The 12,676-nt window shown below is 62.2% G+C and carries 11 protein-coding genes; 2 read left to right on the top strand and 9 right to left on the bottom strand.

The features are described 5' to 3' along the window. A partial coding sequence (locus tag ACEK02_RS17190) for a PleD family two-component system response regulator (protein WP_371422792.1) occupies window positions 1-1,010 on the top strand: 1,010 nt, incomplete at its 5' end. Window positions 1,011-1,017: 7 nt separating this feature from the next. Here ACEK02_RS17190 and ACEK02_RS17185 read toward each other — a convergent pair. From ACEK02_RS17185 to ACEK02_RS17170, 4 genes are all read right to left on the bottom strand, one after another. Continuing rightward, window positions 1,018-1,794 carry a hypothetical protein gene (locus ACEK02_RS17185; protein WP_371422791.1) on the bottom strand — a complete coding sequence of 259 codons (777 nt, stop codon included), beginning with the start codon at window positions 1,792-1,794 and terminating at the stop codon, window positions 1,018-1,020. Window positions 1,795-2,053: 259 nt separating this feature from the next. After that, entirely contained in the window at window positions 2,054-2,221 is a 168-nt protein-coding gene (rpmG, locus tag ACEK02_RS17180; RefSeq protein ID WP_211908954.1) for a 50S ribosomal protein L33, read from the bottom strand. A 125-nt stretch (window positions 2,222-2,346) separates the two neighbouring features. After that, entirely contained in the window at window positions 2,347-3,672 is a 1,326-nt protein-coding gene (locus tag ACEK02_RS17175; RefSeq protein WP_371422797.1) for an LLM class flavin-dependent oxidoreductase, read from the bottom strand. Window positions 3,673-3,883: 211 nt separating this feature from the next. After that, window positions 3,884-4,798, bottom strand: a complete 915-nt coding sequence (locus tag ACEK02_RS17170) for a LysR substrate-binding domain-containing protein (protein WP_371422790.1) — start codon at window positions 4,796-4,798, stop codon at window positions 3,884-3,886. 119 nt (window positions 4,799-4,917) lie between these two features. On the opposite strand from ACEK02_RS17170, the gene ACEK02_RS17165 reads away from it, so the two are divergent. After that, window positions 4,918-5,655: an SDR family oxidoreductase gene (locus ACEK02_RS17165; RefSeq protein ID WP_371422789.1), complete on the top strand. Its 738-nt coding sequence runs from the start codon at window positions 4,918-4,920 to the stop codon at window positions 5,653-5,655. A gap of 51 nt (window positions 5,656-5,706) precedes the next feature. Here the strand turns inward: ACEK02_RS17165 and ACEK02_RS17160 are convergent, their stop codons facing one another. The 5 genes from ACEK02_RS17160 to topA form a co-directional block, all read right to left on the bottom strand. Further along, window positions 5,707-5,934 (bottom strand): hypothetical protein, encoded by a 228-nt coding sequence (locus tag ACEK02_RS17160; protein ID WP_371422788.1) that lies wholly within the window; start codon window positions 5,932-5,934, stop codon window positions 5,707-5,709. Window positions 5,935-6,048: 114 nt separating this feature from the next. After that, the gene (locus tag ACEK02_RS17155) at window positions 6,049-6,786 is read right to left on the bottom strand and encodes an NUDIX hydrolase (RefSeq protein ID WP_371422787.1); all 738 of its coding nucleotides are present in this window, start codon (window positions 6,784-6,786) and stop codon (window positions 6,049-6,051) included. Window positions 6,787-6,840: 54 nt separating this feature from the next. Next, a complete protein-coding gene (locus tag ACEK02_RS17150) occupies window positions 6,841-7,263 on the bottom strand; it encodes a DUF983 domain-containing protein (protein WP_371422786.1) in 423 nt (140 codons plus the stop codon). Between the two features lie 4 nt (window positions 7,264-7,267). Then, window positions 7,268-9,664 (bottom strand): ribonuclease R, encoded by a 2,397-nt coding sequence (gene rnr / locus ACEK02_RS17145; protein WP_371422785.1) that lies wholly within the window; start codon window positions 9,662-9,664, stop codon window positions 7,268-7,270. Window positions 9,665-9,778: 114 nt separating this feature from the next. Beyond that, window positions 9,779-12,523, bottom strand: a complete 2,745-nt coding sequence (topA, locus tag ACEK02_RS17140; RefSeq protein ID WP_371422784.1) for a type I DNA topoisomerase — start codon at window positions 12,521-12,523, stop codon at window positions 9,779-9,781. Window positions 12,524-12,676 lie beyond the last annotated feature (153 nt).

The following is a 12,676-nucleotide window of genomic DNA, read 5'->3' as shown; positions in this document are numbered from 1 at the left end:
TGAAGATGATGACCGATGAGCTGCGCATGCGCGCCATCACCTCGCTCGAGATCGGCGTGCAGGCGCCCGAGCGCAGCGCCGTGGCCGATGCGGGCGTGGGTGGGCGCATCCTGCTGGTCGACGATCGTCCGTCATCCTATGAGCGGCTGGCGCCGATCCTGTCGACCGAGCACACTGTCGATGTCGAACCCAATCCAACCGAGGCGCTGTTTCATGCCGCCGAGGGCAATTACGATCTCCTGATCGTGTCGCTGAGCCTCGAGAATTACGACGGATTGCGGCTGTGCAGCCAGGCGCGTTCGCTGGAACGCACGCGGCAGATTCCCATTCTCGCCATCGCCGATGCCGACAACAACCCGCGGCTGCTGCGTGGCCTCGAAATCGGCGTCAACGATTACCTCATGCGCCCGGTGGACAAGAACGAGCTGCTGGCCCGCGCCCGCACGCAGGTGCGTCGCCGTCGCTACACCGACCATCTGCGCGATAACGTGCAGAACTCCATCGAGGCTGCGATCACCGACGGGCTCACCGGCCTGCATAACCGGCGCTATATGGAAAGCCATCTGGAGACGCTGGCAGAGCAGGCGGCCAGCCGCAGCAAGCCGCTGGCACTGATGATGCTCGACATCGACTTCTTCAAGTCGATCAACGACAATCATGGCCACGATGCCGGTGACGACGTGTTGCGCGAATTTGCCGTGCGCATCCGCAAGTCGATCCGCGGCATCGATCTGGCCTGTCGCTATGGCGGCGAGGAATTCGTCATCGTGATGCCCGAGACCGACATGCATGTCGCCAGCATGGTGGCAGAGCGCCTGCGCCGCTCGATCGCCGGCGAGCCGTTTTCCATCGACAAGGGCAACAAGCGCATCGAGGTCACGATCTCGATCGGGTTGTCGACGCTGGAAAAGAAGGGCGAGCCGATCGCCAACGTGCTCAAGCGTGCCGACGTGGCGCTGTATCGCGCCAAGCACGACGGCCGCAATCGCGTGGTCGCAGCGGCCGCCTAAGCCGCGATCACAGCCGCGTTCGTGCCGATGGCTGCGACCATCGCGACGGCGGCGAGATTGGGCGTGATCCCGTATCGAAGGTCTGCGTGACCTGACGGGCCGCGCAGTAAGCCGGGCGCGTCATGCGCGCGCGCAGATAGGCGTCGGCTTCCTTCGTGGGCAATTCCTTATCGATCACGAGTTTGTCGAGCGCGCAGGCGAGAGCATCCGCGCCCGGCTTGGTGCCCGTGGCGTCGCAGGTCCAGCCGGAGAGGAACACAGCCCTGGTATCGAAGCGCGAGCTGAAGGCAAGGCACTGTTTCCAGCGGCCGTCAGTCTCGACGCGCGTTTCGACGGCATGGACAGGGCCGTAGCGCGTTTCCAGATCGAAGTGCGTGGAGAGCGTCTGGAAGCGCATGTTGCGCAAAAGCTTTGTGTCGCGCGGGTCGAAAGTCGGCCGCGTCTGGAGGCCGCCCGGGGGCGGGAACGCGATCGCCACGGTGAGATCGATCCCGCGATAATCAAATGCCCCGTATTGCATGACCTCAACACGGCCAAGCAGTCCACTGGTGATGATATCGGAGCTGACGGGTAACCGTGTGAAGCTGCCGTCAGTGATCCTGAAAGCTGGCTTGTCCTGGATCACCTGGACGCGATTGCCCCAGAGCCAGATCAGCACGAAGGCGATGATCCCGAAGACAATCATTCCGAAAAAATAGAAGGCGTATCGGACGAAGACGCCGGCCAGCGACACCGCGGACGAGAGTTGGCCAGCCGTCGTTGAGTCGGTGTCGCGGAAAGACAAGGGATGCTCCCGATGCAAATCAATTGCGTCGAATGATACCTACTTGTCGCACGAAATGACGGGACTACCGTTTCAATTGCCGATCAATGCCCGCCATAGTTGTGGCAGGGTAAATGCAGTGCTGCGCGGATTCTTTGAATTGGAGCGGTTGGGCCGAGCTTCTCGCTCAACCGCGCCCCGCGCTTTGCGGGGAGAGGCTAAAAGAAAACGGGGCCCGAAAGGACCCCGTTCAAAATCCGTCAGCAGCTGCAGTCAGCGCTTACTTGATCTTGGCTTCCTTGAACTCGACGTGCTTGCGCGCGACCGGGTCATACTTCTTCTTGACCATCTTGTCGGTCATGGTGCGCGAGTTCTTCTTGGCGGTGTAGTAGAAGCCGGTGTCCGCGGTGGAAACGAGCTTAATCTTGATGGTGACCGCTTTGGCCATGGTGAACCTCTGAATGTCAGGAATCGGGTGACAGCCAGAGCACTGGCCGTGTTGGGGCGCAACCTAGCCCCGAACGCCCCAAAGTCAAGGTTTTCCGGGGTGGTAAATCCGGGGATTTGCGGGTCCTAGCCCGGAAAGAAGCGGTTTTCAGGCCGTGGGAGCCCCAAATTCTCCCTAAGCGTCCGGCCCTCATACTCGGTGCGGAAAATTCCGCGCTTCTGCAGTTCCGGGATCACCCGGTCGACAAAGTCGTTCAGCCCCTCCGGCAGATACGGGAACATGATGTTGAAACCGTCGGAGGCCTCGGTTTCCAGCCATTCCTGCATCTCGTCGGCAATGGTCTGGGGCGTGCCCACGAAGGCGGAGCCGCCATAGCCGCCGAGTCGCTGGGCGAGCTGGCGCACGGTCAGGTTCTCGCGTTTTGCGAGGGCGATGACGCGTTCCCGGCCGCTCTTGCTGGCATTGGTTTCGGGTATCTCGGGCAGCGGGCCATCGGGGTCGAAGCGGGACGCGTCGGTGCCGAGATTGATCGAGAGCGAGGCGATGGCGTTGGCGTAATGCACCTTGCTGTCGAGCAGCGCGCGTTTCTCCTTGGCTTCCTCCACGCTGTCGCCGACCACCACGAAGGCGCCGGGCAGGATCTTGAGGTGGTCGCGGTCGCGGCCGAGCGCGGCCATGCGGCCCTTGATGTCGGCATAGAGCTTTTGCGCATCACCGATGGGGCCGCCTCCGGTGAACACCGCTTCCGCAGTTTCGGCAGCGAGTTGCTTGCCGTCTTCCGATGCACCGGCCTGCACAATGACGGGCCAGCCCTGCACGGGGCGGGCGATGTTCAGCGGGCCGCGCACCGAGAGATATTTGCCCTTGTGATCGAGCACATGCATCTTCTCGGGGTCCATGAAGATGCCGCTCTCGACATCGCGGATGAACGCATCGTCGGCGAAGGAATCCCACAGCCCTGTGACGACGTCATAGAACTCACGCGCGCGCTTGTAGCGCTCGGCATGCTCCATGTGATCGTCCATGCCGAAGTTGAGTGCGGCATCGGGGTTCGAGGTCGTCACGATATTCCAGCCGGCACGGCCACCGGAGATATGATCGAGCGAGGCGAAGCGGCGGGCGACGTGATAGGGCGCGTCAAAGGTGGTGGAGCCGGTGGCGACGAGGCCGATATTCTCGGTGACCGCAGCGAGTGCCGAGAGCAGCGTGAATGGCTCGAATGACGTCACCGTGTGGCTGCGCTTCAACGCCTCGACCGGCATGTTCAGCACCGCGAGATGATCGGCCATGAAGAAGGCGTCGAACTTGCCGGCTTCCAGCTTCCGGATCATCTGCTTCAGCAGCGGAAAATTGAAGTTCGCGTCCGGTACCGCGCCGGGATAGCGCCATGCCCCGGTATGGATGCTGACCGGGCGCATGAAGGCCCCGAGCTTCAATTGACGCTTCGCCATCTGGAATTCCCCGTGATGCTGGTCGGGAACAGATAGGGACGCCAGCGCGCGCAGGTAGATGCTGCTCACGAGAAGATTATTGCGATTTGGAGATTATCCGCAGAACCTCATCCTGAGGAGCGGCGTCTTCGCCGCGTCTCGAAGGATGGAGACGGGCGCTCATGGTTCGAGACGGCGCTAAAGTAGCGCCTCCTCACCATGAGGACGGAGCTCATCCCTTCTTCGGATTCAGCGTCGGGTCCATCGCGAATTGCGTTTCCAGATAGTCGATCATGGCGCGGGTCTTTTGCGGCACGAAGCGGCGCGAGGGATAGACCGCGCTGATCGGCACCGGTTTCGGTTCGAACGCTTCAAGCAGCACGATGAGACGGCCCGTCTCGATCTCATCGGTGAAATGCCAGATCGGGACGAAGCCGATGCCGAGGCCGGACATCACGGCTTCGCGAACGCCCTCAGAACTCTGCGTGCGCACCGGCCCTGTGGCTTCGATGGCGATCGGGCCCTCAGGACTTTCGAAGCGCCAGGTCACCCCGGCGGTGAAGCGCGTATAGGGGATGCAGTCGTGACCTGCGAGGTCGGTGGGATGCGCCGGCATTGTCCTGCCGCGCAGATAGGACGGCGAGGCCACCAGGATACGGCGTGTCACGCTGATCTTTCTGGCGATCAGGTTCTGGTCGGTCACCACGCCGGATCGGATCGCCAGATCAATGCCGTCCTCGACGAGGTCGCTGAAGCCGTCATTCATCACGAGGTCGACATTGACGTCGGGGTAACGTGCCAGAAAGCCCTTCAGGTGAGGGATCACACGCAGCCGTCCGAACACCACGGGGAGGGCCAGTTGCAGCGTGCCTGATGGTCTGGCCCGGCGTCGGCCAACCGCACCCTCGGCCTCGGCAACGGCCTCCAGCGCCAGTTTGGCGCGCTCGTAGAAGCCGCGGCCGTCATCGGTCAGCGTCAGTCTGCGGGTGGTGCGGGTGAACAGGCGGGTGCCGAGATGATCTTCCAGCGTGGCGATCTGCCGGCTGACCGTCGGCTGGCTGGAATTCTGCTCTGCGGCGACACGGCTGAAGGACCCCGCCTCAACGACCCGGATGAAGGCTTGGAAGAGGGCGACAGTATCGATCATTCATTCAAAATACGGATAAATGATATCCGATCAAGCCCATAACCACTCCAAGGTGGATGGAGCATGTTCTCCGGGTCGGACGGCGATGGCGCCGCCCCCCCAATCAAATGGAGAGCATCATGACCCGCAAACTCGAAGGCAAGATCGCAGTCGTCACCGGTGGCAGTGCCGGTATCGGCCTGGCCGCCGCCCAGCGTTTCGTCGACGAGGGCGCCTATGTCTTCATCACCGGTCGCCGCCAGGCCGAACTCGACGCCGCCGTAAAGCAGCTCGGCCCGAAGGCCGTGGGCGTGAAGGCGGACGCGACCAGGCTCGCCGATCTCGCGCATCTGTTCGATACGGTGAAGGCGGCCAAGGGCAAGATCGACGTGCTGTTTGCCAATGCCGGTGGTTATGAATTCAGCCCGTTCGGCCAGATCACCGAAGACGTCTATGACAAGTTGTTCGACATCAATGTGAAGGGCGTCCTGTTCACGGTGCAGCAGTCATTGCCACTGCTGTCCGACGGCGCCTCCGTGGTTCTCACCGGGTCGGTATCGGGATCGAAGGGGATGGAGTCCTTCAGCGTCTACAACGCCACCAAGGCAGCGATCCGCTCGTTTGCGCGCAGCTGGACCTCGGATCTCAAGGCGCGCAAAATCCGCGTCAATGTGGTCAGCCCCGGACCGATCCAGACCCCCGGCCTCGATGTCTTCGCCAATGACGATGTGAAGGGCTATCTCAAGACCATCGTGCCGCTCGGCCGTCTCGGTACCGCGGACGAGGTTGCCAAGGCGGTGCTGTTCCTGGCATCGGACGACTCCAGCTTCGTTGCCGGTGCAGAATTGTTCGTCGATGGTGGCCTGGCGCAGATCTGACGATGGACTTTGCCCAGCAGGAAGGCGCCGCGCATGCGGCGTCTTCCCGCGTCAGAAACTGTGCATGTGTGTGTTGGTGCGATACTCGCTGGCCATCAGTTCTTCGTTTTCAGCAACCTGAATCCACGAGATGGCAAGTTGTAGCAATGCGCGAACTTTCCGCGGGTCAGCTTCGACGCTTGCACGCTGGCTGAGTGCCGACGCCTTGCGACGATACTCCAATGACGTGCGGGTAAATGTCGAAGGCTCGGCCTCCGGCGTCCAATTCATCTGTCCCACAACTGGGAATCCTATGAGCGAGAAGGTGGTAGCTGCTACTGCGTTGCACCAACTATCCCGCCAAGGAAACAGCTAAAATAGGCCGAACACGCGTGATCGGCTTATCTGATCTTCTCAGACATCTCCCGGCAGCATGTCGAGCTGCATCTTGCCGCTGTACCAGTGGAAGAAGGGCAGCGGCGCATCGTGACGCAACGGGCCAGTGGCGAGACGCTGCTGCAATTGATTGAGCACGTTCTTGGTCATTGCGTGCGCATCGGCAAGATGTGCGGAGCCAAGCTCGACCCAGACCAGTTCCACCAGTTCGGCATCCGCATGAATCACACCTTCGACGCGATGCGCGATGGCAGAGGCATCCGCCGTGAAGAAACGAGTATCGAAACGCTTGATGCGGCCGGGCGGTGTGATGGCGCGGGCAATCAGAAACAGGCCGGAGGGATCGGGCAGGAGACCGGCATCGCTGAAGGCTTCCCACGGGCCGGGGAGCTTCTTCGTCGCGCCGTCAACCTTGCGGCCGAGGCAGAGACCGGTTTCTTCGCAGGCTTCGCGGATCGCGGCGACAGCGAGCGAACGCGCGCGCGACGGCGGGGTCTTCGGGCTGCCCTTCATCAGGTTGGCTTCAAGCTCCGGCGGCAAAGGTGCAGCCACCGGAATCTTGTTGTCGGTCTTGTCGACACTGCCGCCGGGGAAGACGAACTTGCCGGGCATGAACACCACCTTGTCGTGGCGCTTGCCGACAAGCACTTTCGGGATCGGACCGGAGCGATCGACCAGCATCAGGGTCGCAGCGTCGCGCGGACGCTTGTAGGGATGGTGGTCGGCTTCCTTGCCGATCTCGACTTTCTCGTTCATTCCGTCTCCTGAAATTCTTCTTATTACGTGCTGTTCAAGCAGACGGAGAATGTATCAGTCGGCCGGGCCGTCGCCAAATCCATGCATGCGGAATGCCCACTGCAATCCGACCACGGCGCCCTTGACCGGCTGCAACAACAGCAGCGACGCGATCAGTGTGATCGGCAGATAGATCGCAAGTTGCAGCGCGACCGATGGCGAGTAGTTGGTCTCGATCCACAATGCGATCGGCACGACGATATGACCGACGATGACGATCACGAGATAGGCGGGGAGATCGTCGGCGCGATGCGCGGTGAAATCCTGGCCACACTTGTCGCAGTGATCTGCGGTCTTCAGGAAGGCGCGAAACATCTTGCCTTCGCCGCAGTTCGGGCAACGGCAGGCGAAGCCGCGCTTCATCGCGGTCCAGACGTTGCGCTTGGCGGAGGAATCCAACGTCGCGCTCCAGATCTTCGGTGTGGTCAATGTCATCATGGCGTTACCCCTTTGTTGGCTTGCCGGGGTAGTTCCCGGAGCGAGCCTTGTCAGCTTTGGCAGCCTGCCGCGCATTGCGCCCGGGTTTGGCTTTCTTGGGTGCCTTCTGCTTCTTCGACGATTTGAACTTCGTCGTACCAGAAGGCTTGGCACCCGGATGACGCGGCCGGTCTGCAGCGTCATTGCTGCGGGCATGTTCGCGTCGGCGGCTCCGTGGGGCGGTATTGCCCTCGGAGAGCATTTCAAACCGCAAGGCACCAGCGACGGGGGCTGCCTCGACCAGACGGACGTCGACGACGTCGCCCAACCGGTGCATGGCACCGCTGCGTGTACCGACAAGGGCGTGGCGAGCTTCGTCATAGTTGAAGTATTCGGTGCCCAACGTGCGGATCGGGATCAGGCCATCGGCGCCGGTCTCGGTCAATCGGACAAAGAGTCCAGCCCTGGTGACACCGGAGATCCGGCCCCGGAACGTGGCGCCGATCTTGTCGGCCAGGAAATGCGCGATCAGACGGTCGGACGTCTCGCGTTCGGCCTTCATGGCCCGGCGCTCGGTGGCGGAAATCTGCGCGGAAACCTCGCTCAGGGTTTCCATGGTTTCAGTGTCAGGCAATGCACCTTCGCCGAGACCGAGCGCGCGGATCAGTGCGCGATGCACGATCAGATCCGCGTATCGCCTGATCGGCGACGTGAAATGCGCGTAGCGCCGCAGGTTCAGACCGAAATGTCCGTAATTCTCGGCCGCATATTCCGCCTGGGCTTGCGAGCGCAAAACCACTTCATTCACCAGCGGCTCGGAATCGTGACCTTTGACCTGTGACAGCACGCGATTGAATACCGCCGGCCGCAGCGCGCCCGCTTTCGCGAACGACATGTCGAGGGTCTTGAGGAATTCCTGCAGGTTGTGAACCTTCTCCACGGAAGGCTCATCATGTACCCGATAGATAAGCGGCAGCCCCTTCTTTTCAAGCATCTCCGCTGCGGCCACGTTGGCCAGGATCATGAACTCTTCAATGAGTTTATGGGCATCGAGACGCTCGGGCACGACGACACGATCGACGGTGCCGTCCTTCTTGAGCAGGATTTTGCGCTCGGGAATATCGAGGTCCAGCGGATCGCGTTCGTCGCGCGCGAGCTTTACCTGCGTATAGGCCGCATAGAGCGGCTTCAGGATCGGTTCGAGCAGCGGGCCGGTGGTATCGTCGGGATGGCCGTCGATGGCGGCCTGCGCCTGCGCGTAATTCAGCTTCGCCGCCGAACGCATCAGGATGCGGTGAAAGCCGTGCGACTTCTTGCGCCCGTCAGCGCCGATTACCATGCGTACGGCCAGCGCGCCGCGCGGTTCGCCCGGTACCAGCGAACACAGGTCGTTGGAAATGCGCTCCGGCAGCATCGGCACGACGCGGTCGGGGAAGTAGACCGAGTTGCCGCGGAGCAGTGCGTCACGATCGAGCGCAGAACCGGGACGCACATAGAAGGCAACATCCGCGATGGCGACGGTGACGATATAGCCGCCTGCATTGTTCGGATCGGAATCGCGTTCGGCATAGACGGCGTCGTCGTGATCCTTGGCGTCCGGCGGATCGATGGTGACCAGCGGCATGTCGCGCCAGTCTTCACGTCCTTGCAGCGTCGCAGGCTTCGCCGCTTCGGCTTCCTTCAACGCGTCGCGGGAGAATGCCTGCGGGATATCGTGCGAGTGGATCGCGATCAGGCTGACCGCTTTCTCGGAGGAGAGCGAACCGAGCCGTTCCTTCACCTTGCCGGAGCCGAGGCCATAGCCACGCGTGCGAATGAGATCGACGCTGACGAGATCGCCGTCCTCGGCGCCGTTGGCGTCTGACGCGGCGATGTTGAGTTCGCGACCGGCCTGCTTCTTGTCGACCGGGATCAATCGCCCGCCACCATTGGGCAGCGCGCGATAGATGCCGAGCAGGCGCGTGCGGGCACCTTCGAGCACACGCACGACGCGGCCCTGATAGCTGGCTAACTCGCCCTCGTTCTCGATCTTCTCGATGCGCAGCAATGCGCGGTCGCCGACGCCGGCCGCGGTGCCGGGCAGGGGACGGCGCGGCGTGTGAATTCGGATTTTCGGCGCGACGCCGTCTGCCTCATCCCATTCGACGGGCGTGGCGATCAACTCGCCATCGGCATCCCTGGAGGTGATATCGACCAGCACCGTCGGCGGCATCGCAGCAGGCTCGCGCACGCTGCGGCCCTTCTTGGCGATGGCGCCTTCGTCGGCGAGCTCGCGCAGCATGCGCTTCAGTTCGACGCGGGCGGCGTTCTTCAGTCCGAATTCACGCGCGATTTCGCGGGTGCCGATCTTGCCGGGATACGCGCGAATAAACGCGACGATGGCATCCCTGGTTGGAAAGCTGCTGTCGCGTTTCTTGCTCACAATTATCCGTTCTATAGCGTTTTCAAGCGAAGTGGTTTCCGGTTCGCGCCAAGAAAACGCGTCAAAACAAAAAGACAGGGCCTCGGTTCTGATATCATCAGAACCGAAAAGGCTCTAGCCAGCGCTCTTCTTCGCGACCGTTTTCGCGGCCTTCTTCTTCGCAGGCGATGTCTTTGCCTTCACCGGCGCGCGTGCCTTGCTTGCCGCGGCCGTTTCAGCCTTCGGCTTTGCCGCCGCTTTCTTTGCAACAGCCTTCTTGGCCGCCGGCTTCTTCTCGGCTGCGTCGGCCTTCTTGGCGACAGCCTTCTTCGCCGGCGCCTTCTTGGCACCGCGCTTCGGCTTGATGCCGCCCTTGGCCACGCGCTCGTCGATCAGCGCGACGGCTTCTTCGAGGGTGATGGTCTCTTGCGTCTTGTCGCTCGGGATCGTCGCATTGACGCCGCCGGCGGTGACATAGGCGCCGTAGCGTCCACCCTTCACGGCGACGCCGCCGAGGGTCGGATGATCGCCGAGCGGCTTGCCGGGATCGGCGCCGAAGCGACGGCCTGACGGGCCCTTGGCGATCTTCTCGGCGATCAGCGTGACGGCGCGGTTGAGGCCGATATCGAACACCTCATCGCCGGCCTCGAGGCTGGCATAGGTCTTCTCATGCTTCACGAACGGTCCGAAACGGCCGAGGCCTGCGGTGATCGGCTCGCCGCTCTCCGGGTGTTTGCCGATCTCGCGCGGCAGCGACAGCAGCTTCAGCGCCATATCGAGTTCGACATCGCTGGGCGATGTGTTCTTCGGAATGCCTGCACGCTTCGGCTTCTCGCCTTCCTCGTAATCCTTGGCGTCGCCGAGCTGGATATAGGGCCCGAAGCGTCCGGCTTTGACGGCGACTTCGAGACCCGACGCGGGATCGGGACCGAGCACGCGATCCGCGTTGGCGCCGCTATCGGCGGCGAGCGGACGTGTGTAGCGGCATTCCGGATAGTTCGTGCAGCCGACGAAGGCGCCGAACTTGCCGGCCTTGAGGTTGAGACGGCCGGTGCCGCAGGTCGGGCACTGGCGAGGATCGCCGCCGTCTTCGCGCGGGGCGTAGATGTGCGGGCCGAGCATCTCGTCGAGCGCGTCGAGTACCTGCGCCACGCGCAGATCCTTGATCTCGTTCACGGCGCCGATGAAGTCGGTCCAGAAATCCTTCAGCACCTGCTGCCAGGAAATCTCGTTGTTGGAAATCCTGTCGAGGTTTTCTTCCAGCGCCGCCGTGAAGTCATACTCGACATATTTGGCGAAGAAGTTTTCGAGGAAGGCGACGACGACGCGGCCCTTGTCCTCGCCATAGAGACGCTTCTTCTCGAGGCGGACATAGCCACGATCCTTCAGCACCTGCAGGATCGACGCATAGGTCGAGGGCCGGCCGATGCCGAGCTCTTCCATGCGCTTCACCAGTGATGCTTCCGAGAAACGCGGCGGCGGTTCGGTGAAATGCTGGGTGACGGCGAGGTTCTCTTTCTTCAGCGCTTCGCCTTCGCTCATGGCGGGCAGGCGGCGTGAATCCTCATCGTCGGCGTCGTCGTCCTTGCCTTCCTGATAGACCGCAAGGAAGCCGTCGAACTTCACGACCTGACCGGTGGCGCGCAGTTCCAGAATCCGCGATCCCGCCTTGGCGGCGATATCGACGGTGGTGCGTTCCATCTCGGCGGATTCCATCTGGCTGGCGATGGTGCGCATCCAGATCAGCTCATAGAGCCGCGACTGATCCGTATCCAGACGGCCGCGCAGGCTTGCCGGGCGACGCGACATGTCGGTCGGGCGGATCGCTTCATGCGCTTCCTGCGCGTTCTTGGCCTTGCTCGTATATTGCCGCGCGGCGTCCGGCACATATTGCTTGCCGTAGTCTTCGCCGATGACAGAGCGCGCCTGCGTGATGGCGGAGGGGTCGATCTGCACGCCGTCGGTTCGCATATAGGTGATGAGACCGGTGGTCTCGCCGCCGATGTCGATGCCTTCATACAGACGCTGCGCGATGCGCATGGTGTGCGCCGGCGCAAAACCGAGCTTGCGGCTGGCTTCCTGCTGCAGCGTGGAGGTCGTGAACGGCGCCTGCGGATTGCGGCGCGCGGGCTTGGCATCGACGGTGGAGACCGTGAAGTTGGCGGCTTCGATCGCCTTCTTGAAGTCTTCGGCTTCGGCACCGGTGCCGATATCGAGACGCTGGATCTTCTTGCCGTCGGCGCCGACGAGGCGGGCTTCGAAACTCTCGCCACGCGGCGTGGCGAGCGTGGTCACCAGCGACCAGTATTCGCGCGGGATGAATTTCTCGATTTCCTGCTCGCGGTCGCAGACCAGACGCAGCGCGACCGACTGCACGCGGCCCGCGGAGCGGGCACCGGGCAGCTTGCGCCACAGCACGGGAGAAAGCGTAAAGCCCACCAGATAATCGAGTGCACGGCGCGCCATATAGGCATCGACCAGCGCGCCATCGATCTCGCGCGGATTCTTCATCGCGTCGGTGACGGCCTGCTTGGTGATCGCGTTGAACACCACACGCTCGATCTTCTGGTCTTTCAGCGCGCGCTTCTGCTTGAGGACTTCGAGCACGTGCCAGGAGATCGCTTCGCCTTCGCGATCAGGGTCGGTCGCAAGGATGAGCTTGTCGGCACCCTTGACGGCCTTGGCGATGTCGTTGAGCCGGCTGTTGGCCTTCGGGTCGATCTCCCAAATCATCTGGAAATTGGCGTCGGGATCGACCGATCCGTTCTTGGCCGGGAGGTCGCGGACATGGCCGAACGACGCCAGGACCTCATAGTCCTTGCCCAGATACTTGTTGATCGTCTTGGCCTTTGAAGGCGACTCGACAATGACGAGATTCATGTGATTCCAATAACTTAAAGGGGGAATCCGGCTTGGGTCTGCGAGAGTCGCGCCAGCCGTTTCGCGGCGAACATGGGTGCGAAGGGGTCCCGTGTCAAATCGTGAGTTGTTGATGGCCGTGGCTGTGGGCTCCGAAACAATTACCAAGGGTTG

Source organism: Tardiphaga sp., assembly GCF_041424195.1.
Taxonomy (GTDB): Bacteria; Pseudomonadota; Alphaproteobacteria; order Rhizobiales; family Xanthobacteraceae; genus Tardiphaga.
Note: the sequence above shows the minus strand (reverse complement) of the source record. Positions and strands in the feature narration are given on the sequence as shown.

Bases quoted from the DNA above. Each gene is read 5' to 3' on its own strand.
- ACEK02_RS17175 (WP_371422797.1), bottom strand. From the start codon at position 3,672: ATGGCGAAGCGTCAATTGAAGCTCGGGGCCTTCATGCGCCCGGTCAGC.
- ACEK02_RS17165 (WP_371422789.1), top strand. From the start codon at position 4,918: ATGACCCGCAAACTCGAAGGCAAGATCGCAGTCGTCACCGGTGGCAGT.
- rpmG (WP_211908954.1), bottom strand. From the start codon at position 2,221: ATGGCCAAAGCGGTCACCATCAAGATTAAGCTCGTTTCCACCGCGGAC.
- topA (WP_371422784.1), bottom strand. From the start codon at position 12,523: ATGAATCTCGTCATTGTCGAGTCGCCTTCAAAGGCCAAGACGATCAAC.
- ACEK02_RS17155 (WP_371422787.1), bottom strand. From the start codon at position 6,786: ATGAACGAGAAAGTCGAGATCGGCAAGGAAGCCGACCACCATCCCTAC.
- ACEK02_RS17170 (WP_371422790.1), bottom strand. From the start codon at position 4,798: ATGATCGATACTGTCGCCCTCTTCCAAGCCTTCATCCGGGTCGTTGAG.
- ACEK02_RS17150 (WP_371422786.1), bottom strand. From the start codon at position 7,263: ATGATGACATTGACCACACCGAAGATCTGGAGCGCGACGTTGGATTCC.